18 protein-coding genes and 1 pseudogene are annotated in these 20,382 nt (G+C 65.0%); 11 read left to right on the top strand and 8 right to left on the bottom strand.

The genetic code is table 11. From position 1 onward, the window contains the following. The 7 genes and pseudogenes from XH98_RS27840 to XH98_RS27810 all read left to right on the top strand — a co-directional run. Positions 1-142 (top strand): annotated as a pseudogene (locus XH98_RS27840) (peptide ABC transporter ATP-binding protein); the annotation flags it as partial. A 58-nt stretch (positions 143-200) separates the two neighbouring features. Further along, positions 201-1,694, top strand: a complete 1,494-nt coding sequence (locus XH98_RS27835) for an ABC transporter substrate-binding protein (RefSeq protein WP_271620528.1) — start codon at positions 201-203, stop codon at positions 1,692-1,694. A gap of 469 nt (positions 1,695-2,163) precedes the next feature. Further along, positions 2,164-3,249, top strand: a complete 1,086-nt coding sequence (locus tag XH98_RS27830) for a cytochrome-c peroxidase (RefSeq protein WP_271602152.1) — start codon at positions 2,164-2,166, stop codon at positions 3,247-3,249. An 18-nt stretch (positions 3,250-3,267) separates the two neighbouring features. Next, a complete protein-coding gene (locus tag XH98_RS27825; RefSeq protein WP_057758913.1) occupies positions 3,268-3,588 on the top strand; it encodes a plastocyanin/azurin family copper-binding protein in 321 nt (106 codons plus the stop codon). 85 nt (positions 3,589-3,673) lie between these two features. Further along, positions 3,674-5,332 carry a methyl-accepting chemotaxis protein gene (locus XH98_RS27820; RefSeq protein WP_271620527.1) on the top strand — a complete coding sequence of 553 codons (1,659 nt, stop codon included), beginning with the start codon at positions 3,674-3,676 and terminating at the stop codon, positions 5,330-5,332. A gap of 653 nt (positions 5,333-5,985) precedes the next feature. Then, positions 5,986-6,306 carry a hypothetical protein gene (locus tag XH98_RS27815; RefSeq protein ID WP_057758909.1) on the top strand — a complete coding sequence of 107 codons (321 nt, stop codon included), beginning with the start codon at positions 5,986-5,988 and terminating at the stop codon, positions 6,304-6,306. Positions 6,307-6,318: 12 nt separating this feature from the next. Next, positions 6,319-6,945: a hypothetical protein gene (locus tag XH98_RS27810; protein ID WP_271602150.1), complete on the top strand. Its 627-nt coding sequence runs from the start codon at positions 6,319-6,321 to the stop codon at positions 6,943-6,945. 108 nt (positions 6,946-7,053) lie between these two features. Here XH98_RS27810 and XH98_RS27805 read toward each other — a convergent pair whose 3' ends face one another. Next, a complete protein-coding gene (locus tag XH98_RS27805) occupies positions 7,054-8,130 on the bottom strand; it encodes a hypothetical protein (protein WP_271620526.1) in 1,077 nt (358 codons plus the stop codon). A gap of 320 nt (positions 8,131-8,450) precedes the next feature. Here XH98_RS27805 and XH98_RS27800 point away from each other — a divergent pair, with 320 nt between their 5' ends. Both XH98_RS27800 and XH98_RS27795 read left to right on the top strand, forming a co-directional pair. After that, positions 8,451-9,908 carry a tetratricopeptide repeat protein gene (locus XH98_RS27800; RefSeq protein ID WP_271620525.1) on the top strand — a complete coding sequence of 486 codons (1,458 nt, stop codon included), beginning with the start codon at positions 8,451-8,453 and terminating at the stop codon, positions 9,906-9,908. A gap of 249 nt (positions 9,909-10,157) precedes the next feature. Beyond that, entirely contained in the window at positions 10,158-10,934 is a 777-nt protein-coding gene (locus XH98_RS27795) for a phytanoyl-CoA dioxygenase family protein (RefSeq protein ID WP_271620524.1), read from the top strand. Positions 10,935-10,994: 60 nt separating this feature from the next. On the opposite strand, the gene XH98_RS27790 is transcribed toward XH98_RS27795, so the two are convergent. After that, complete coding sequence (locus XH98_RS27790; RefSeq protein WP_271620523.1) at positions 10,995-11,615, bottom strand: alpha/beta hydrolase; 621 nt, start codon at positions 11,613-11,615, stop codon at positions 10,995-10,997. Beyond that, entirely contained in the window at positions 11,612-12,550 is a 939-nt protein-coding gene (locus XH98_RS27785) for a ring-cleaving dioxygenase (RefSeq protein WP_271620522.1), read from the bottom strand. The genes XH98_RS27790 and XH98_RS27785 overlap by 4 nt, the downstream gene beginning before the upstream one ends. A gap of 123 nt (positions 12,551-12,673) precedes the next feature. Between XH98_RS27785 and XH98_RS27780 the strand changes: the two genes are divergently transcribed. Continuing rightward, positions 12,674-13,558 carry a LysR family transcriptional regulator gene (locus tag XH98_RS27780; RefSeq protein WP_271620521.1) on the top strand — a complete coding sequence of 295 codons (885 nt, stop codon included), beginning with the start codon at positions 12,674-12,676 and terminating at the stop codon, positions 13,556-13,558. Here XH98_RS27780 and XH98_RS27775 read toward each other — a convergent pair. The 5 genes from XH98_RS27775 to cobU all read right to left on the bottom strand — a co-directional run bounded on the left by XH98_RS27775 (position 13,524) and on the right by cobU (position 19,309). Continuing rightward, positions 13,524-16,220 carry a hybrid sensor histidine kinase/response regulator gene (locus XH98_RS27775; protein ID WP_271620520.1) on the bottom strand — a complete coding sequence of 899 codons (2,697 nt, stop codon included), beginning with the start codon at positions 16,218-16,220 and terminating at the stop codon, positions 13,524-13,526. The two genes, XH98_RS27780 and XH98_RS27775, sit on opposite strands and share 35 nt — an antisense overlap. Beyond that, positions 16,217-17,260, bottom strand: a complete 1,044-nt coding sequence (locus XH98_RS27770; protein ID WP_271620519.1) for an ABC transporter substrate-binding protein — start codon at positions 17,258-17,260, stop codon at positions 16,217-16,219. The genes XH98_RS27775 and XH98_RS27770 overlap by 4 nt, the downstream gene beginning before the upstream one ends. Positions 17,261-17,383: 123 nt before the next feature. Continuing rightward, on the bottom strand, positions 17,384-18,016 hold the full coding sequence (bluB, locus tag XH98_RS27765) for a 5,6-dimethylbenzimidazole synthase (protein WP_271620518.1): 633 nt from the start codon (positions 18,014-18,016) through the stop codon (positions 17,384-17,386). Positions 18,017-18,020: 4 nt separating this feature from the next. Continuing rightward, the gene (gene cobS / locus XH98_RS27760) at positions 18,021-18,806 is read right to left on the bottom strand and encodes an adenosylcobinamide-GDP ribazoletransferase (protein ID WP_271602140.1); all 786 of its coding nucleotides are present in this window, start codon (positions 18,804-18,806) and stop codon (positions 18,021-18,023) included. Further along, on the bottom strand, positions 18,803-19,309 hold the full coding sequence (gene cobU / locus XH98_RS27755) for a bifunctional adenosylcobinamide kinase/adenosylcobinamide-phosphate guanylyltransferase (protein WP_271620517.1): 507 nt from the start codon (positions 19,307-19,309) through the stop codon (positions 18,803-18,805). The genes cobS and cobU overlap by 4 nt, the downstream gene beginning before the upstream one ends. 122 nt (positions 19,310-19,431) lie before the next feature. Here cobU and cbiB point away from each other — a divergent pair, with 122 nt between their 5' ends. Beyond that, positions 19,432-20,373 (top strand): adenosylcobinamide-phosphate synthase CbiB, encoded by a 942-nt coding sequence (gene cbiB / locus XH98_RS27750; protein WP_271602138.1) that lies wholly within the window; start codon positions 19,432-19,434, stop codon positions 20,371-20,373. The last annotated feature ends 9 nt before the right edge of the window (positions 20,374-20,382 follow it).

The raw sequence follows: 20,382 nt of genomic DNA, 5'->3' as shown, positions 1-20,382 counted from the left end.
CTACGTGGCGCGCTGTCCGCTCGCCGACCAGCATTGCCGCGAGGTTCCGCCCTTGCTACGCAGGGTGGGCGAGGGACATCTCGCCGCCTGCCACAAGGCGGAGGCCGTGATGGCATTGCCGCAGGCCGCCCGGGAAGGTTAGTGTCGGCTGCGGAATTGGCGTAGTCTCAGAAGGACAGAAGAAGGCCGGGGAGTTGGGCATGTTGAAGAAGCTTACGATCGTCGCTTTTGCCGCCGCATTGGCCGCGGCGCCGCTGCCGGTGCTGGCGCAGAGCAAGAAGGACAGCGTCGTCATGGGCATGACGCTGGAGCCGCCGGGGCTCGACCCGACCAACGCGGCCGCCGCCGCGATCGCGGAGGTCACGCTCTACAACATCTATGAGACCCTGACCAAGATCAACGAGGACGGCTCGGTCTCGCCGCTGCTCGCCGAGAGCTGGACCGCATCGCCTGACCTGAAGACCTACACGTTCAAGCTGCGCAAGGGCGTCAAATTCCAGAACGGCGAAGCCTTCGATTCCGCCGCGGTGAAATTCTCCTACGAGCGCAACGCGGCCGCGAACAGCACCAACAAGGACAAGAGCCTGTTCCAGGCGTTCGAGAAGGTCGATGCGCCCGATGCCGACACGATCGTGCTTACGCTGAAATATCCCGAGCCGAACCTGCCGTTCCTGCTGGGCCAGGCAAGCGGCTCCATCGTCGAGCCGAAGAGCGCGCCGACCAACGTGACGCAGCCGGTCGGCACCGGGCCGTATCAGCTGGGCGGCTGGGTCAAGGGCTCCTCGCTCACGCTGAACAAATGGCCCGACTATCGCAACGCCTCCGCGATCAAGCTGTCCAAGGTGACGATCCGCTTCATCGGCGATCCCGCGGCGCAGATCGCGGCGCTGCTGTCCGGCGACGTCGATGCGTTTCCGCGCGTCACCACCCGCGGCGTCGCGCAGTTCAAGAACGACCCGCGCTTCACCGTGCTGGTCGGCGGCTCCAAGGCCAAGACCATTGTCGCCATCAATGAGAAGAAGAAGCCGCTCGACGACGTCAGGGTGCGCCGGGCCATCCTCGCCGCCATCGACCGCAAGGCATTGATCGACGGCGCCGTCGAAGGTTTCGGTACGCCGATCGGCAGCTTCTACACGCCGGGTTCGCTCGGCTACGTCGACACGACGGGCATCAACCCCTACGACCCCGAGAAGGCCAAGAAGCTGCTGACGGAGGCCGGCGTCACCACGCCGCTCGAGATCAGCCTGAAGCTGCCGCCGCCGCCTTACGCGCGGCAGGGCGGCGAGATCCTGGCGGCCCAGCTCGCCAGGGTCGGCATCACCGCCAAGATCGAGAACGTCGAATGGGCGCAGTGGCTGTCGCAGGTGTTCGCACCCAACGGTCCGCACAATTACGACCTCACCATCGTCAGTCATGTCGAGCCGTTCGACCTCGTCAAGCTCACCGAGCCGGACTACTATCTCGGCTACAACAACGAGGCCTTCAACGCGCTCTACAAGCAGATCGTCTCGACGCCTGACGAAGCCGGCCGCGCCAAGCTGCTCGGCGATGCCCAGAAGATGCTGGCGACCGACGCCGTGGCCGGCTTCCTGTTCCAGCCGCAATGGCCGACGGTCATCAACAAGAAGCTGAAAGGCGTCTGGAAGGAAGTTCCGCAGTTCGAGAACGACTTCTCGGCCTGGTCCTGGGAGTAGGGACCGCGTCATCAGTCGAAACTGTCGCGTCTGTAATGGCCTCTTCCCCACCGGGAAGAGGCCATTCGTTTGGCCTCCCCGAAACATAATCTGAAAACAACCCCATGCACCGTAGCGATGGGCTGGAAGGGCCTGACAAAATTTCTGACTTGACGAAATCGCTTGCTCCGTCGGGCAAAACACCGGCATAATGCCATAATCGGAAATTCAGAACTGCGTGATCGACCAAACAAATGTTGGTCGCGATCACCTCGCCACTAACATTTGTTGGCCGGAGCGCAACTCGTCGTTGATTGCCGATTCTTCCCGCACTTTGCGATTGCTGAAATTTCGAAAATCGATAGCGGAACAATGTGCCCGGTACGATCTGCTTAACGAATTGCCGCTATTTTAATCACGATACTGATCGCGCGTTGCTTCAAGTTTTTTGCGGCGTCGCAAATGACACTTTTGCTGGGGGGACATTCGCATGCCGATGCAGGGCATCTATCGCTCGCGGCTGCTCGTTGCGACGATCGCATCCGCCGCACTCGCCGTTCTCGGTTCCGCGAGCATCGGTTTTGGCGCCGCCGTGGTCGGCGAAAGCCGGAAGGTCGAGATCACGCAAAAGGGGCCCGGTGGTGTCGATGCGCTCAAGGCGCTGTATCGCCGGCCCGCGACGATCCCGTTTCCCAAGGACAATCCGTTCACGCCCGAGAAGGCGGCTCTCGGCAAGAAGCTCTATTTCGACACGCGTCTCTCGGTGACGTCAGCGCAGTCCTGCGCGAGCTGCCATAGCCCGGGTTTCGGCTGGGGTGACGGGCTTGCGGTCGGTGTCGGTCACGGCATGGCCAAGCTCGGCCGTCGTTCGCCGACGGTTGTCAACGCGGCCTGGAGCGCGATCTACATGTGGGATGGCCGTCTGCCGACGCTTGAAGACCAGGCGCTCGGCCCGATCCAGTCGCCCGGCGAGATGAACATGAAGCTCGACCAGCTCATGACGCGGCTCGCAACCATTCCCGAATACAAGCCGATGTTCGAGGCAGCCTTTCCGGGCGAGGGCATGAAGCCGAAGACGCTGGCGCAGGCAATCGCGACCTATGAGCGTACGGTCGTTTCGGAACGGGCTCCGTTCGACGCCTGGATCGACGGCAACGAGAAGGCGATCTCCGAGGAGGCCAAGCGCGGCTTCGTCGTGTTCAACGGCAAGGCGCAATGCGCGGCCTGCCACGAGGGCTGGAACTTCACCAACGAGGGCTTTCAGGACATCGGGTTGCCGAGCAAGGATATCGGTCGCGGTGAATACCTGCCTGGCGTCATCAAGATGCAGCACGCGTTCAAGACGCCGGGCCTGCGCGAGATCACCCGTCGCGGCCCCTATATGCATGACGGCTCGCTCCCCACGCTGGAAGCTGTCATCGACCATTACGACCATGCCGGCGTCGACCGGCCCAGCCGATCCGATCTCATGCGCCCGCTCGACCTGTCCGCGCAGGACAAGGCCGACCTCGTCGCATTCCTCAAGACTTTGACCAGCGAGCTCGGCCCGACCGCCGTGCCGGTTCTCCCACGCTAACCCACGAAGGTTCCTCACATGCGCACAATCGCTCTCTTCACCTGCGTCATCGTTGCCGGCTTTTCGGTCGGCGCCTATGCCGCGACCGAAATCGTCCATCAGCAAGGCCGCGCCTTCTCCGCCGAGAGCATCACGATCAAGAAGGGTGCGGCCGTCACCTTCCTGAACGACGACACGGTGCCGCACAACATCATGTCGGCCAGCAAGGGCAACGAGTTCAATCTGGGATCGCAGGCACCGGGCACCTCGACGGACGTGTCGTTCAAGGAGCCGGGTGATGTGCAGGTGATCTGCGCCATTCATCCGCGCATGAAGATGATGGTCAAGGTCACGGATTAGGATTTCATCTTGAAGCGTTTTCTTCTCGCAAACCGCGACCCACTTCGCGCGAAAACGCTCTAATCGAAGCGCCGGAGATTTGACGATGTCCATACGTTACAAGATTTTCGGTGGTTTCAGTGTCGTGCTTCTGTTGGCCTGCGGCATCGCCTTCTACGGCATTCGCGCCATCGGCAACTCCGGGGACCTGGTGGTTCGTCTCTATGACGGCCCATTGATGGGGATCAATCACGCGCGCTCCGCTCACGCGGCGCTGCACGAGGCACGACTGCTGCTCCAGCGCGCCCTTGTCGCCGGCAGCTCCAGCGAAATCGTCGCAAAGTTCGAGTCGCTGATCCGCGACAGTGCCGAGGACCTGAAAGTGGTGCGTGAGCGCGCCGCAACGCCGAGCGTTGCCGCCGCGCGCGAGAAGGCCGAAAAAGAGCTCAAGGACTGGTCGACCGCTGCGCTCAAGATCCTGAAGCCGTCGCCCGGTGGCGCGACGGAGATCCCGACCAGCTTCCTGCTCGCCCAGCAAGGCGACCGGCTGATGGCGTCGATCGACGATCTCGTCGAGCTCGTTGCGGCGTACGGCTATGAATATCGCATGGCGGCAGAGAAGGATGTGGAGGCGGCCCGCACCACGATGCTGACGGTCGCAGTCGGAACTGTCGCGATCGGGCTGCTGATCGCGCTTGCATTCTCGTACTCGATGAGCCGGCCGATCTCCGCTGCGGTGCGGGTTGCCGAACGCGTCGCCGCCGGTAATTTCACCGACGACATCGCGGTGCGTCGCAGCGATGAGCTCGGTCGCCTGCTGAAGTCGCTCGCGCTCATGCAGGCGAGCCTGAAGACCCGCGCCGATGACGATCACGCGCTGATCGCGGCCAAGGACCAGAGCAGTGCAGAGCAGGCCGTTCATCGCCAGCGCCTGGAAGCCGAGATCGATGCCTTCCGGTCCGCCTTCAGCGAGGTGATGAGCAACACCGCGCGCATGACCGGCGAGCTGACGGACACGGCACAGGGCCTCGCCTCCGCCGCACGCAATGCGGGCTCGCAATCGAACGAGGCGGCTTCGACGGCGAAGGAGACGTCGGCGAACGTCCAGACCGTGGCAGCAGCCGCAAGCCAGCTCGGCCAGTCCGTCCAGGCGATCACGTCGCAACTGGCCGATGCGACCGCCATCGTGCAGCGCGCATCCGGCATGGCGGAGGCGGCCAACCAGACCATCGGCAGGCTCGCCAGTGCCGCCCAGCAGATCGACGAGGTGGTCGGCTTCATCAGGACCATTGCCGGCCAGACCAACCTGCTCGCGCTCAATGCCACGATCGAAGCGGCGCGCGCCGGCGAAGCGGGCAGGGGTTTTGCAGTGGTTGCTTCGGAAGTGAAGGCGCTGGCGACGCAAACGGCCAAGGCGACCGAGGAGATTTCGAGCCAGATCACCGAGGTGCAATCGGCGACGCGCGAGGCGGTCGACAATGTCGGCGCCATCGCGACGATCATCGGCGATATCGACGGCTTCACCGGGCGGATCGCGGCCGCGGTCAGCCAGCAAAATGCGGCGGCCGGCGAGATCTCCCGGAATATCGGACAGGCCGCCTCCGGCACCGCGCAGGTCGCGCGCAGCATCGCCGGGACGGCGGAGGCGACCGACAACGCCAATCGCACCGCCGACATCGTCCTTGCCACGGCGCACGACCTCTCCAGCCAGGCCACGCAGCTGCGCTCGTCGGTGGATCGGTTCCTGTCGAACGTGGCGGCTTAGGCCGCCGGGGGCGACCGGCGCTCCAGATTACCCGCGCTTGTCGACGGGCAGCACCGGACAGCGGGCGTGCAGGCTCGGATGTCAGTTCGGCTGAAGTGACACGGGACCTCCCCGCAGGAATGCCACCTTGTGACTCATAGCGGGCCACACGGCCATCGTGATGAAATTAGGTTTGGCCGCGCGAGGACATCGAGGAACGATTGAAAAATCGCAGACAGCTTCCGCCGCAAGATGAACTGAGGCCAAACTGGCGAGGAACCAAATAGTCCGCACCCAAGTTGATGCGTTTCGAATAACGCTCGATAACGTGAGACCGACGCAAAAGGCCTCAGTTCGGCGCCAGCCCCGGAGCTGAGGCCGTTTTATCGCTTGTGTATATTTTTGCACCAAGCCCCGGAACGGAGCGGCTGCGCGAGCGTCTTCGATGCGCTTACTCTCGTGCGAGACGAGCTGAAAGAGTCGAGGACAATAGCCGCCGCGCCGCCTCCGTGGCTAGGCAGCTTAATATTCCATGGCTTTCGCCAATAACTGCCGGATCCGTTCAAGCTGATCCAGCGCGGCAGCGTGCCGCGTACTCCGCATCTCCGCGCGCTAGCAACCATTTCGAATCTCGCTCGTTGTCGCCGGCACAATCACTTGCAGGAGACAAAAAGATGTCACGTATAACTTTGCTGGCCGCAACCTTATTGCTGCTCGCGTCGGCGCCCGCGGGTGCTCAGTCGCAGCCGGCGCAGAGCGGGCCGGGCAACAACGCCGTCAACAGCTCCGATAAGAACAATTCGAATGCGCCGGTCGCGGGCCGCAACAGCTTCACCGAGGGCCAGGCGAAATCGCGGATCGAGGACGCGGGATATTCCAACGTCTCCTCCCTGCAGAAGGACGACCAAGGCGTCTGGCGCGGCAAGGCCGACAAGGGCGGCACCAAGACCGACGTCAGCGTCGACTTCCAGGGCAACGTCAATTCCACGAAATAAGGAGCAGATAGCATGACGACCACCATCTCTCGCCTCTACGATAATTATTCCGATGCCGAGCGGGCCGTCACCAGGCTCGAGAGCGCCGGCGTGCCACACTCCGACATCAGCATCGTCGCCAACAATTCCGACAATTGGTTCGGTGCCCAGCGCGGCAAGGTTGACCGTGACCGCGACGGCGTCGACGATCGCGCCGAAGGGGCCGGCACGGGTGCCGGTATCGGCGCCGGCATCGGCGGCGCGGCAGGCCTTCTCGCTGGCTTGGGCCTATTGGCCATTCCGGGTCTGGGGCCGGTCGTTGCTGCTGGATGGCTCGCCTCTACCGCTGCCGGTGCGGCCGCTGGCGCGGCCACGGGCGGTATCGTCGGCGCACTCACCCAAGCCGGCGTCTCGAAGGAAGACGCTTCGCGCTATGCGGAAGGCGTTCGCCGCGGTGGCACGCTCGTCACAGCGAAGGTGCCCGACAACGACCGCGTACGTCTCGACGCCCTTCTCCATGAGAGGTCCGTCAACCTTCAGGAGCGCAGTTCCGCTTGGCAGAAAGCCGGCTGGAGCGATTTCGATGCCGCAAGCCCGCCGTTGTCTCCGGAGGACATCGGCCGGGAGCGCGAACTCTACGGCGCGGGTGCACGGCGATAGGCCCCGCGGAATCGACAAGACAAAGGGCCTCGCGCTGCGAGGCCCTTTTTTGTGGAGCAATGGCGTAAAACCAATCAAGGGCCGAGACGACAAGCGCCGCGGTCTTGACTACGGAAGTCCAGATGTCGCCGTAAAGGGATTGAAACCACGTTCCGCCAGGGCCGCCCACGAAGCTGCGCCAAGATGAGGCAATCGAAAATAGAGTCGTGGCTTGGCCGGATCGGTATCCAGCATGAACCCGGTCGGCAGCGCGCGGACATCAGTGGCATAGAATCCGCCATCCGGCGACCTCCGGGATTCGATGACAGCGACCAACGATTTCGCCTCCGCGGTTCTGCCGAGCAATTTCAGCAAGAGAGCCATTTGGCTGGTCCCTTCGGTCCACACACCGTCTCGGTCCTCACCGTAGGAAAAGCCCTTGTCGACACTCATTCGCCGTTCGGCGGTCGTAATGGCCGATGCAAATTTCCTGGCCGCTCCTGATAGCGCCGTTAACGGCCAGACCTGAGCATCAAGGGCCAACACCGGATTGCGCGTGACGCCGTCTTCGGCGGTGCCTGCGGCGAAACAGGCGCATGCCGGATCCCACATCGTTTCGACAAAGTGCTCGGCAGCTGTTGCCATATCGCGCCAGCGCAAATCGCCGGTGCGGGTTGCAAGAAGGCCAAACGCGGCGGCGAGGTCAGTATTGTGTTCGGTCGATTTCCATGTCCGCAACTCGGGCGTCGGCTCGTGCCCGAACGTACCGCCCGTGAAACCGCCAGTGCCTCGCGCGTCGGCCCATTGCGCGACCCAGGTGCCGAGCCGTGCCGCACCATCGCGGAACCGAGAGCCGGTGTTCACATCGTCGATCGACAGCAACGCCAACATGGCCCATGCCATGTTACCGACATCGCTGCCGACCTGATATCGATCTTCCAACCACTTGTTCTGCGTGTTGTCCCACCATCCCGGAAGTTTGGCGGGGCCACTGGCCACCATACCCGCGGCGTATGCGTTGCGGAGCCGCCCATCATGCCAGGTGCGGTCGTTATCGATGGCCCAAAGAATCGCCGCGCCAATTCGAGACGCCTTGTCTCGCTCGCCGCAACCGACCAAGGCGATGGCGGCTACCGCATTGTCGTAGAGGTAGGCGGCACCATGGAGAGGCCCCGTTTCAACGGTCGGATAGCTTGGCAGGAACAACGGCCCTGATGGCGAGGCCCTATCGATCAGACCGGAGAGATATCCGCACGCTGACGCTTCCGGTGTTGCTTGAGCCCGGAGTGGAGTGGCAACCGCAATGGTCGTGAAAGTCGTGACGATCCCTACCAAGCTTGCTATTCGGCCCACTTGCTGTTCTCCGGGCGGACAATAGTCCTATCTATACCCCTCGGACGATGACTTGAAGTGCCCCGAGCCGACGCAACAGGGAGCCGCATTAACCTCGTTCGCGCCAAGCCGCTAAACTCTTACTAACTCGTGTTGCCTAGCTTATCCATCCCGGGAAGAGGAGCACGCGCGGAATGGACTTGGATGCCATGTTCGACGATTGCGCGGCCGCGCTGGAGCTGGGTCTCCGCGAAGCGCGCACCGGCAATCCGAAGATGATCGACGTCTTCGACGCCATCCTGACCCAGCTCGATGCGCGCGACGATGCCGACGCCCGCGAAATGAAAGCCGCCGCGCATTTCGCGGCGGCAACATGCCACGCCGCGTGCGGCCAAACCGGGGCGATGGGAAAGCGCGCCGCCGAGGCCATGGCGGCCCTCAAGAGCCTCGGCGAACCGAGCGGGACGCTAGCGAGCGTCGACGTGATCGCAGACGTGCTCATGGACCGTAACGAACATCGCCGAGCCCTGCCTTATTGCCAGCAAGCCGTCACTCTGACCCGTCGTGATCCCGTGGCGGTGCGGGGTCGACTTTGGCGCGCCGGTCGCTGCCTCGTGCGTCTCGGCTTCTCGGCCGAAGCGGCGGGCGTGCTGCGGGAGGCGATTGACCTGATCCGCGGCTCGGGCCCGGACCTGCTGCTCGCTCACGCTTTGCTCGATCTTGGCAACGCCACAATCAGGTCCCACCCAGACGACGCATCGCAGGCGTTCCGCGAGGCCGCGGACATCTTCGCCGCGAAAGATCACAGCAACCAGGCCGCGACCGCATGGCTCAACCTCGGCGTGCTGGCGAGCCGGGCGAACCGGCTCGAAGAGGCGCTCGCTTGGTATGAAAAAGTGCGCGAGGCGCGCGAGTGCGACCCGCAAACGACGACGACGCAGCGGGGCAACCTGCACAACAACATCGCCAATGTCTATCGTCGCCAACGCGATTTCGTGCGCGCCCGGACTGAGGCCGACCGCGCGGTCGACATCCTGACCCCGGTCGGCGGCGAGTTTCTCGCACACGCCCTTGGTACACAGGGTGAAATCCGCCGCGATTCGGGCGAGAAGGAAGCCGCGCTGGAGTGGTTCGGCCGCGCCCGCGCCGTCATGGAGGCGCTTCCAAACGTCAACAGAGAGAAGCTTGCCGAAAAGCTGAGCAACGAGGCCGACGCGCTCGAGGCCTTGGACCGCGCTGCCGAGGCCGGCGCGCTGCGCGCACGCGCCGCCGCCTTGCTCCAGACCAAGGCGCCGCCGACGCCGCGCGCGGCTCCGAAGCCCGCCAAGCAATCCGTCAAGCGCAAGACCAGCGGCACCGTGCTCGTCACGCTGGACGGCATCGGCCTTCCCGCCGAGGTCTACGCGCAATGCGATCTGCACACCCTTGAGAGCAGGCTCGAACGCCGGCTCGACGAGACCGATGCGGGCGAGCTCGACGGTCACGAGCACGGTCCGGAAAATGTGCAGCTTTTCCTTTATGGCCCGAACGCCCGCGCACTCTTTGAGGCGATCCGCCCGGTTCTGACGGACTATCCGCTCTGCCGGGGCGCTGAAATCGAATTGCGCCAGGGCCGCAAGGTTGAGCGCTTTCCTTTAAGCGCAGCCCTGTGAGAGCGCCTGAGATGGCGTCGAGGGCTTGCGTCGGTGTGCTGCTTTGATAATGTTCGGCCCATGATGATCAGCACTCTCAACATCGCTTCGGTTTTCTTCCTGCTGAGCCGCTAACGGCTCGTCCGCGCCTTTGCGGACAGGAATTGGAGATCGTCCTCGCGCGCATCGTCCTCGCGCGTCATGTGCTTGCGAGCGGCGACTTCCTGATCGAATCGACCACACCTCGCAGTCCCGCACGACGGGACGTAGGTGCTGGCACGTAGAGAGAGCTCTGTCATGTCCCCCTTAAACGACGACCAACTGCGTCAATTCGCAGAACGCGGCTTCGTGGTTATTCCTGACGTCGTTCCAGCGATGCTGCTCGAAGCGGCAATGCAACGGATCGACCGTTTGGTCGAGCAAAATCCGCCTCCGGCTGACCGTCGCGGATTCCACTTCTATTGGGAGCAGAATCCGGCCGACACCGATCCCCTGGTCGCTCTGCTGCAAGAGAGCAGGGCCCCGGAAATCGTGCAAAGCCTGATCGCGCCACTGGCCCTGGCCAAGCTGGAGCAACTTCAGGTCTCGCTCAACATTCCGGTCTGGAAGCATCGACCCGGCGGGCCGCATATCGACGGGATCAGGATCACAGAGCCGAGCGGACGCCCCGGAACGTTCACCCTGCTGGCTGGCATCTTCCTGACCGATCAAACCGCGTCAGATATGGGCAATCTCTGGGTCTGGCCCGGCTCGCACAACGTTGCTGCGTCCTATCTCCGCGAGCACGGGCCCGACGCGTTGCTCGATATCGAGCACCCGACCTACCCAATGGAGGCGCCCGAACAGGTGCTGGGACGGGCCGGCGATCTCTTTCTTGGAAACTATTTGCTCGGCCACAATATGGGTGGAAACACTTCAGCAGTGATCCGGCGGGTCGTCTATTTCCGTCTCCAGGCGGAAGGCCATCGGGCGAGATGGCGAGACTGTGTACGGGATCCGCTGCTGGAATTCGAGCCTGCACGAACGGCTCTGAACCGCCCTCGGTGATGCGCGGTCCTGGAGAGGCGAAGCGGCGCAGCGTCCGAAGGCGATGCGCCGCTTGTTTGGTTACGCCGCCTTCGCCTCGACGCTGCCGATCCAGTTGCGGGCGAGGGTCACGTCGGCTTGCGACAGTTGATGGCCCGCCGGCAAAACCTTGTGGTCGACACGCGCACCTGCGTCCGACAACAGCGCCGCAAGCCTGACCGAATTGCTCGAGGGCACGATCGGGTCAGCCTGACCCGATAGCAGCAGCACCGGCTTGCCACCGAGCTCGGCTTTGGGCGGATCCGACAGCGGCACCATCGCGCGCAGCAGCACTGCGCCTGCCAGCACGTCCGGCTTCAGCAGCAACAGCGCTGCGGCGATGTTGGCGCCGTTGGAGAAGCCGACCGCGACGGGCGCGGCGATCTCGTAGCGCTTGCGAGCGTCCGCGACGAAATCGCCGAGCTCGAGCGCGCGACGACGCACATCGTCCTCGTCGAACACGCCTTCGGCAAGGCGGCGGAAGAAGCGCGGCATGCCGTGCTCGAGCACGCGGCCGCGCGGCGAGAGCAGGGCCGAGCCTGGCGAGATCATCTGGCCGAGCCCGAGCAGGTCGTTCTCGTCGCCGCCGGTGCCGTGCAGCAGCAGCAGGGGTGGGAGGTGCGCGCTGGTCGCGGGCTCGAAGCGATGGATGAACTCGGTCATGATGCGGTCGCTTCCAGGCTCGGCAGCACGCCCTCGATCTGCTTGCGATGCCGTTCGAGGAAGCTCGGCAGCTTCAGGTCGCGTCCGAGGCTCGCCACCGGCTCGTCCACGGCGAAGCCGGGGATGTCGGTTGCGATCTCGAACAGCACACCGCCGGGCTCGCGGAAATAGATCGAGCGGAAGTAGTTGCGATCGCGCTGCTCGGTCGGATGCAGGCCGTGATTGCTCACGAGCTTTTGCGCCATCCTGCCCTGCTCGGCGTCATCTGCCGCGCGAAAGGCGATGTGGTGCACCGAGCCGCCGCCCTGATGGCCGCGCAGAAAGCCCTTGGCCTCATAGATGTCGACGACGCTGCCTTGCGCATCGCCAGGCGCCTTGAAGCGGATCACGGAGCCTTCGCGTCCCGTCTCCTTGAAGCCGAACACGTCGGTGAGCACCGCAGCCGTCTTGGCCGCGCTGTCGAGCAGCAGGGTCACGCCGTGGAAGCCGCGGATCGCGTGCTCTGAAGGCACCTCGCCATTGCTCCAACCGGGCTCGTTCTCGGCGCCGGGGACGCCGACCAGGGCGAGCGCCATGCCGTCAGGATCGATGAACGGCAGCACGGATTCGCCAAAACGCTTTTCCAGCGCCTCATAGGCGATGCCCTTCTCGGTGAAGCGCTGCGTCCAGTAACCGAGCGAGCGCTGCGGCACGCGGAAGGCGGTCTGATGGGTCTCGCCGACGCCGCGGCGGCCCTGCGACACGCCGGCCCAGGGGAAGAAGGTCAGGATGGTGCCGGGGCGGCCGGTCTCGTCGCCATAGTAGAAATGGTAGGTGCCGGGATCGTCGAAATTGACCGTCTTCTTGACGAAGCGCAGGCCGAGATCCCTGGTATAGAAGCCGAAATTGCGGATGGGGTCGCCGGCAATCGCGGTGACATGGTGCAGTCCAGACATTGTCGTCCTCCTCTCTAGGGGGAGCACTCTTGCTCTGGGTGGAAATATCGCTCCGCTTTGGATTGGAGACAATCCATGCAAATATGACGGCTATGTCTACGATTTGGAAACAATGGCGGGCCCTTGGATAAGGTCGCCAGCCTCCGCGCCTTCGTGAAGGTGGTCGAAAGCGGCAGCTTTGCCGAGGCGGGCCGGCAGCTGCGGCTGTCGCGCTCGGCGATCAGCAAATACATCGCCGACCTCGAGGAGAGCCTCGGCGTCCAACTCCTGAACCGGACCACGCGGCACGCCAGCCCGACCGAGAACGGCCAGCGCTATTTCGAGCGCGCCGTCGTCATCCTCTCGGAGATCGAAGCGGCCGACCAGGCGGTGACGCAGGCCCAGTCGGCGCCGCGGGGCCTCTTGCGCGTCAACGCGCCGATGTCGTTCGGCACGATGCGGCTCGGGCCTGTGCTCGCGGATTTCATGCAAGCGTTCCCGGAGCTTCAGCTCCAGATCGTGCTCAGCGACGATCTGCTCGATCCCGTCCAGGACGGCTTCGATGTGACGCTGCGGATCGCCGACCTGGAATCGTCGAGCCTGATCGCGCGAAAGATCATGCCGGTGCCGCGCATGATCTGCGCCTCGCCTGACTATCTCGCGCGTCACGGCACGCCAAAACATCCGCAGGACCTGCGCGCGCATGCCTCGCTCACCTACGGCTTCCTGCTCACCGGCAATCAGTGGAAGCTGTCAGGTGCCGATGGCGATCACTGGATCCAGCCGGACTGGTCGCTCTGCGTCAACAACGCCGAGGTGCTGCGTGACGCTGCGATCAAGGGCAGGGGCCTCGCGCTGCTGCCCGAGTTCATCGCCGCGGAGGCGCTGCGGAAGGGCGAATTGCGGACCGTGCTCGACGACTATTCCGCGCCGCCGCTCGCGCTCTATGCGGTCTATCCGCCGACGCGGCATCTGTCGGTGAAGGTGCGGCTGTTCATTGATTTTCTGGTGGAGCGGTTTGGGGCGTGAGCATATTGTCCAGCGCGCCGATCGACGCGTCGCGAAGCGCGGCGAGCTCGCGCGCCGCATCCCGGCACGCCTCTGGTGACATCGAGGGCGCTGCCTCTTCGATCTCGCGGCAGCGCTCGAACAGGCTGATCAGGCCGAGCGCGCTTGCGGCGCTGCCGAGCTGGTGCGCAGATCGCGCGAGCTGCCTGGCATCGCCGGCCGCGGCCGCCGCGACAATGTCGGCGATCAGCGTTTCGCTGGTCTCTCTCAGCAGATGTTGCAGCTTCGTGACCTGGCCGATGCCGAGCAGCGCCTTCTGGTCGTCGAGAAAATGCCGGTCGATCAACGCGCCTGATGCGAGCGGCGCCTCGGTCGCGCCGCGCGCGGGCTCGTCCTCGATCGCCTCGCGGAGCGCGCCAATCAGGATCGGCTTGCTGACGACCTTGCTGATCCCGGCGCTTGCGAGCCGCTGGCGGGTGCTGGGCGAGGCGTCGGCGGTCACGACGATGATCCGCGGCATCGGCCGCAAGGGCAGCTGACGGATGCGCGTGGCCGTCTCCACGCCGTCCATGTCGGGCATGTGCAGGTCCATCAGGACGACGTCGAACGGCTGGCTTCCGGCGAGCGCGACAGCGGCCGCACCATTGCTTGCGATCGCGGCGCGGTGGCCGAGCCTGGTCAGGATAGCTTCGCCGACCTCGCAATTGATGGGGTCGTCGTCGACCAGCAGCACGCGGAGCGGTCGCGATTGCGGCGGCAGCGTGCCTTGTGCAATGCCGCCGGCGGCCTTGCCGAGCGGGACGACAAGCGTAAACACGCTGCCGTTGCCCGGCGTGCTCTCCACCGTCAGGTCGCCGCGCATCAGCCGCGCCAGTCGGCGCGCGATCGCAAGCCCGAGGCCGGTGCCGCCGAACCGCCGTGCGATGCTGTCGTCGGCCTGCACGAAGTCCTCGAAAATCCGTTCGTGCATCTCGGGCGCAATGCCGATACCGGTGTCGCGAACGACGGCGCGCAGCAATGCATGGTCGTCACGCCGCTCGATCGCCGCATGCACGGATATTCCGCCACTCGGGGTGAACTTGATGGCGTTGCCGATCAGATTGAGCAGGATTCGGTTGAGACGGACGGGATCGCCGTGGACTGACGTGCTGATTGATGGATCGCAGGCGAGGTCGAAGGAGAGACCCTTGCCAAACGCCTGCGGACGCATCAGATCGGCCGCCGTCTCGATCAGCTGGTCGAGACGGAAGTCGCGCGTCTCCAGGGCCTCAGTGCTGGCCTCGAGGCGGGCATATTCCAGAATGGCGTCCACCAGCGCGATCAGTGTTTCGCCCGACGCGGCCGCGGTGGCGAGGTGGCGGCGCTGGACCTCGCTGAGCCGGCCGTCGTCGAGCAGCTGCAGCACGCCCATGACCCCATTGAGCGGCGTGCGCAGCTCATGGCTGACAACGGCGAGGAAGCGCGATTTGGTTTCGTTGGCTGCAACCGCGACGCTGCGCGCCCGCTCGGCCGCGTCGTGCTCGGCCAGCGCGTGATCGCGCGCCTTCTCGAGCTCGGAGGTGCGTTCGATCACCTTGCGCTCGAGCGTGGCGTAGGATTCGCGCAAATGCGCGGCCATGCGGTTGAACTGGTCGCCCAGCGCCTCGAGCTCGTCGCCGGTCTTGATGGCGAGCCGCTGTCCGAGATCGCCGCTGCCGATCCGCCGTGCCCCCTGGGTCAGCATCTGGATCGGCACGGCCATGCGCCGGCTGAGCCAGAGCGACACCAGGGTGGCGGAGGCGAGCAGGACGATCAGCAGGAACGTCGAGCGTCCGATCGAGGCGTAGATCGGCGCATAGGCTTCGCTGAGCGGGAGCTCGACGAACACGAGCCAGCCGAGCGAGGGGACCGTCGCATAGGTCGAGAGCACGCGCTGACCGGCAAAATCCTCCTTGATCAGCCCGCCCGAGGGTGGCCCGACTCCGTCGAGCCCGGCGCGCACGTCAGGATGGCCGGAGAGATCGCTGCGGCGAAGCGCCGGCCACAGATCGGGATGCGCAATCAGCACACCCAGCCGATCGACGACATAGGCCTTGCCGGTGTTGCCCACCCTGATCCCGGCGACGAGGTCCCAGATGAAGCGCAGATTGACCTCGGCGATGACGACGTTGGGTGAGCTGCCGCTGCCGCGCGTGGCGAGCTTCATGAAGGGCTCGGTGTCGCCGAAGAAATAGACCGGCCCGTAATAGGCCCGGCCTTCATTGGCGCCGCGGAAGGCGGCAGAGGAGGACTGGTCGATGTTGCTGCCGATCCGGTCCGCGACGCGGCGCGACACGCGTACCTGTTCGCGGCCGTTCGAATCGAGCTCGGTCAATTCCGCAATCGCGGGCGAGAGGCGCAGCAGCCTGATGGCATTCAGGCGCACGTCTTCATTGGTCGAAAGCTCCGGGGGCAGGTGCGACAGCCATCTGACCTGGGTCTCGATCTGGCTGATGAACTGGCCGATCTGGATCGCCGCGCTCGCAGCCTGCTCGCGCTGGGTTGCCGCGAGCAGCTGCTTCTGCTCGTGATAGGAGAACCAGACGTCGAAGCTGGTGTTGATGGCGAGCGCGGCAAAGGCAAGCGCGACGATCGAGTAGAGATATTTGCGGAACAGCCGTCCGGGAGGCGTCCGCAAAGGTCCCTGGTCGACCTGTTCATTCACTCGCGAATCTCGTCGGCGCGCGCCAGCAGCGTGTAGGGAATCTTCAATCCGAGCGCGCTGGCGACGGTGCGGTTGATCAGCAGCTCGTATTTGCGCGGCGATTGCACCGGCAGGTCGCCGGCCTTGGTGCCGCGGAGGATGAGATCGACATAATCGGCCGAGCGCACCTCCAGCGTCGGCCCGTAGCTCATCAGCCCGCCCGAATCCATGAAGTAGTGGAACGGATAGATCATCGGCACGCGATGTCTCGCGGCCGTCTCGACCACCGCTTTCCGGTTGACCACGAGAAAGCTGTCGACAAGCGAGATCACGGCCGCCTTCGGAGGATCAGCGAAGCGGCCGATCGCGCCGTCGATCTCGGCGACTGCGCTGATGGGTGCAAGCTCCACCGCGACGCTCGATGTCGCGGCTTCCCGCTCGAGCGAATCAAGGTAATAGCGGCCGGCGCGAGGGGTGCTGGCCGGGTTGAACAGGACGCCGATGCGCCGGATGTCAGGCACGGCTTCCTTGATCAGCTGAAGCCATTTGCCGCCCATATCGGGGGTGCTGCTGGTGAAGCCGGTGACATTGCCGCCGGGATGGGCAAGGCTTTCGACGAAGCCGTTGCCGACGGGATCGTTGGAGGTCGCGAAAACGATCGGGACCGTCTTGGTGGCCGCCATGACGGCCGCGGTCTCGACAGTCGAGCCGGTCAGGATGACATCCGGCTTGAGATCGATGAGCTCCGCGATCGCGGTCTGCAACTTGTCGGGCCCGCCGAATGTCGAGCGAACCTCGAGACGATAATTGACCCCTTCGACCCAGCCGCGTTGTCGCAAGCCCGCGATCAGCGCACCGAGGCGAGAGTTCGAACTCTCGCTCATGTTGCGTCGGGTCAGCTCGTCATCGAGCGCCAGAGCGGTGATCGAGGCGACGATTCGCATGCGATCCGACGTTGCGTCGAGGGCAAGCAAGCCTGCGACGGTTGCTCCCGCAAGCCGAATGAAATCGCGGCGGACGACCGCCGGCACGACGCGGGCAGGAGCAGGCCGCTCGCTCATGAAATGTTTCGCAAGAGTTGTCCCCGGGGAAGGTGCATAACGCGAAAGGACGGCAACCACAATTGATGAAAAATACGCTTGTGAATGTTCGTTCGCAGCGGTCTCGGTGGATGGAGCGGGCTGCTACCGCCGCAGCGTGAACTCGCTCGCGTCCCGCCGGTGCTCCCACTTCGCCTGCTCGAGCTCGGGCTGGTCGCATTCCGCCTCGGGATAGCCGATGCAGAGATAGGCGATGAACTTCCAGGAAGCGGGCACGTCGAGCAGGCCGTGGATACGCTGCGGGCTGAGGATGGAGACCCAGCCGAGCCCGATACCTTCGGCGCGGGCGGCGAGCCACATCGCGGTGATGGCCGCGACCACCGAATATTCTGTCGTCTCCGGCATGGTGGCGCGGCCGAGGCCGTGGCCGGTGTCGCTGGCCTTGTCGGCGAACACGGCGAGGTGGCCAGGGGCCTGTTCGAGGCCCGAGAGCTTGAGCGTGGCGTAGCGCGCGGCGCGCTCGCCGGAATAGCAGTTGAGTGCATCGGCGTTACACGCCTTGAAATCGTCGATCACGGCGCGGCGCCGCTGGGGATCATCGACGATGACGAAGCGCCAGGGCTGGCTCAGGCCGACCGAGGGCGACAGGCAAGCCGTCTCGATCAGCCGCTCCATCGCGCCGTCGGGCAGTGCCTGGTTACGAAAGCGGCGCACGTCGCGGCGCCACACGAACAGCTCGCGCAATTGAAGGCGGAAGGTGTCGTCGAACTCGACCATGATTTCATCCTCCCCCGTGGAGGAAGGCGGCCGCGACCAGCAGGATCAGGATTTCGCCGACCTGCTCGAATGCGCCCAGGATGTCGCCGGTCTGCCCGCCGACCTGGCGGATGGCAAGCCGCGCCAGCATCAGCCCGGCGAGGGAGAGCAGCACCAGGCCGACCAGCGCCTTGCCCGGCCCCAACGCCAGAGCGAGCGCGAGCGTTCCTATGGCGAAGGACGTGGCCACGCTGCGGCCCGGCGGCGCTCCTGCGTTCGCGGAAAGACCGTCGGGACGGGCCGGGGCAACCAGCGACATGAAGGCCGGCAAGCCCGCGCGGGCCGCGGCATGAGCTGCGCACAGCGCGAGCATCACGGCCCAGGGATTGGCGATCGCCGCAAGCGCGCTCCAGCGCAGGCCGAACGACAGGATCAGGGCGCAGACACCATAGCTGCCGATCCGGCTGTCGCGCATGATCTCGAGCTTGCGCTCGCGCGTCCGCCCGCCGCCGAGGCCGTCGGCGGTGTCGGCAAGCCCGTCCTCGTGCAGTGCGCCGGTGATGAGCGTGGTCGTCGCGAGCGCGAGCAGGGCGGCGATATCAGGCGTCAATCCGACGCGAATGGCGACCTTGTAGACGAGCGCGCCGGCAAGGCCGACCAGCAGCCCGGCCACTGGGAGGGCCCATGTCGCGCGCGCGACGGCGCCTTCGCCTGATGGCTTCGACGAGGCCACGGGAAGGATCGTGACGAAGGACGCGGCGATCCTGAGATCGGCGGCGACGTCTTTCAGAATGTCGGCGCGCGGCGTCATTTCAGCTTCATCGGCAGGCCGGCGACCACGAACTCGACCTTATCGGCGACATCAGCAATGGTCTGGTTCATGATGCCGGCTGCATCGCGATAGCTGCGCGCCAATGCGTTGTCGGGCACGATGCCGAGTCCGACCTCGTTGGTGACAAAGATGACGGGGCTCTCGAGGCGGGGCAGGGCGGCGGCAAGCTCGCTCACTTCGCGTTGCCAGTCGCGCTCCGCATGCATGAGATTGGAGAGCCACAGCGTCAGGCAGTCCACCAGCCTCGCACCGCCGCCATCACTTGCGATGAGCGCACGCACGAGATCGAGCGGCACCTCGCGCTCGATCCAGCCGGGTCCGCGTCGCGCGCGATGCCCAGCGATGCGCGCCTCCATCTCGGCATCGAGCGCCTCGGCCGTAGCGATGTAGATCGGCGGCTGCTCCGGAAAGCTGCGCGCAAGCGCTTCCGCGCGGGCGCTCTTGCCCGATCGCGCTCCGCCTGTGATCAAGATGACGGCCATAAAGCTCTCCTGTGAGCCTGACTAATCACCAATCGCGGCCAAAGACAAAGCCGAAAATCAGCCCGGCAGGGGCTTGCGCTCGCCCCTCGCTTTGCGCAACAGGGGCGGGACAGGAGGCGGGTTTGGGTTTTGCAGGCGCGATGGTGGTGGCGATGGCGATGGATGCCCTCCTGGGCTGGCCGTCATGGCTGTTCGCGCGGATCGGCCACCCCGTGACCTGGCTGGGCCTGCTGATCGATGCCATCGATGCCGGCTGGAATCGCGAGTCCGATGCCCTGGCGCTCCGCCGCGCCGCCGGCATTGCCGGCGCGCTTCTGGTGATCGCGCTCGCGGTGGCGCTCGCTTGGGTGCTTCAGTCCTTGCTTCCCTCAGGCTGGATCGGATTCGTGCTGGCCGGCGTCCTGGCCTGGCCGCTGGTGGCGCTGCGCTCGCTGCATGATCACGTCGCCGCGGTCGCCAAGCCTCTGCTGACCCGCGACATCGCCGCCGCGCGCGAGGCGGTCTCGCGCATCGTCGGCCGCGATCCGGCCGCGCTTGATGAAGCCGGCATCGCACGCGCGGCGATCGAGAGCCTCGCCGAGAATGCCTCCGACGGCATCGTCGCGCCGGTGTTCTGGGGGACGCTGTTCGGCTTGCCGGGAATCCTCGGCTACAAGGCCATCAACACGCTGGACTCCATGATCGGCCATCGCAGCGATCGTCACGAAGCCTTTGGCTGGGCCGCTGCTCGCATCGACGATGTCGCCAATTTCATTCCAGCGCGCCTGACCGGCTTGCTGTTCGTGTTGCTCGCACCGCGGCGCTCGGAGGCGCTGTCGTGCATGACGCGCGATGCGCGCCGGCATCGTTCGCCCAATGCCGGCTGGCCGGAAGCTGCGATGGCCGGCGCGCTCGGCGTGCGGCTCAGTGGCCCGCGCATCTATCACGGCTGTGTCACGAAAGAGCCCTGGCTTAACGAAGGTGCGCGCGATCCGCTTGCAGCGGACATTCATGAGGGGCTGGCGATCTACCGCCGCGCCATGCTGCTGCTCGCAGGCGTGCTTGCGATCCTGGCGTACGCGTGAAACAACGGG

Origin of the sequence: Bradyrhizobium sp. CCBAU 51745, from assembly GCF_028128715.1 — a bacterium.
GTDB classification, from domain to species: domain Bacteria; phylum Pseudomonadota; class Alphaproteobacteria; order Rhizobiales; family Xanthobacteraceae; genus Bradyrhizobium; species Bradyrhizobium manausense.
This window is presented reverse-complemented; position numbering and strand designations above follow the sequence as displayed.

Excerpts from the sequence above, each read along its gene's own strand:
- XH98_RS27800 (WP_271620525.1), top strand. The coding sequence starts at position 8,451 with ATGGACTTGGATGCCATGTTCGACGATTGCGCGGCCGCGCTGGAGCTG.
- cobU (WP_271620517.1), bottom strand. The coding sequence starts at position 19,309 with ATGGCCGTCATCTTGATCACAGGCGGAGCGCGATCGGGCAAGAGCGCC.
- XH98_RS27810 (WP_271602150.1), top strand. The coding sequence starts at position 6,319 with ATGACGACCACCATCTCTCGCCTCTACGATAATTATTCCGATGCCGAG.
- XH98_RS27785 (WP_271620522.1), bottom strand. The coding sequence starts at position 12,550 with ATGTCTGGACTGCACCATGTCACCGCGATTGCCGGCGACCCCATCCGC.
- XH98_RS27825 (WP_057758913.1), top strand. The coding sequence starts at position 3,268 with ATGCGCACAATCGCTCTCTTCACCTGCGTCATCGTTGCCGGCTTTTCG.
- cobS (WP_271602140.1), bottom strand. The coding sequence starts at position 18,806 with ATGACGCCGCGCGCCGACATTCTGAAAGACGTCGCCGCCGATCTCAGG.
- XH98_RS27835 (WP_271620528.1), top strand. The coding sequence starts at position 201 with ATGTTGAAGAAGCTTACGATCGTCGCTTTTGCCGCCGCATTGGCCGCG.
- XH98_RS27830 (WP_271602152.1), top strand. The coding sequence starts at position 2,164 with ATGCCGATGCAGGGCATCTATCGCTCGCGGCTGCTCGTTGCGACGATC.
- XH98_RS27820 (WP_271620527.1), top strand. The coding sequence starts at position 3,674 with ATGTCCATACGTTACAAGATTTTCGGTGGTTTCAGTGTCGTGCTTCTG.
- XH98_RS27770 (WP_271620519.1), bottom strand. The coding sequence starts at position 17,260 with ATGAGCGAGCGGCCTGCTCCTGCCCGCGTCGTGCCGGCGGTCGTCCGC.
- bluB (WP_271620518.1), bottom strand. The coding sequence starts at position 18,016 with ATGGTCGAGTTCGACGACACCTTCCGCCTTCAATTGCGCGAGCTGTTC.
- XH98_RS27815 (WP_057758909.1), top strand. The coding sequence starts at position 5,986 with ATGTCACGTATAACTTTGCTGGCCGCAACCTTATTGCTGCTCGCGTCG.
- XH98_RS27790 (WP_271620523.1), bottom strand. The coding sequence starts at position 11,615 with ATGACCGAGTTCATCCATCGCTTCGAGCCCGCGACCAGCGCGCACCTC.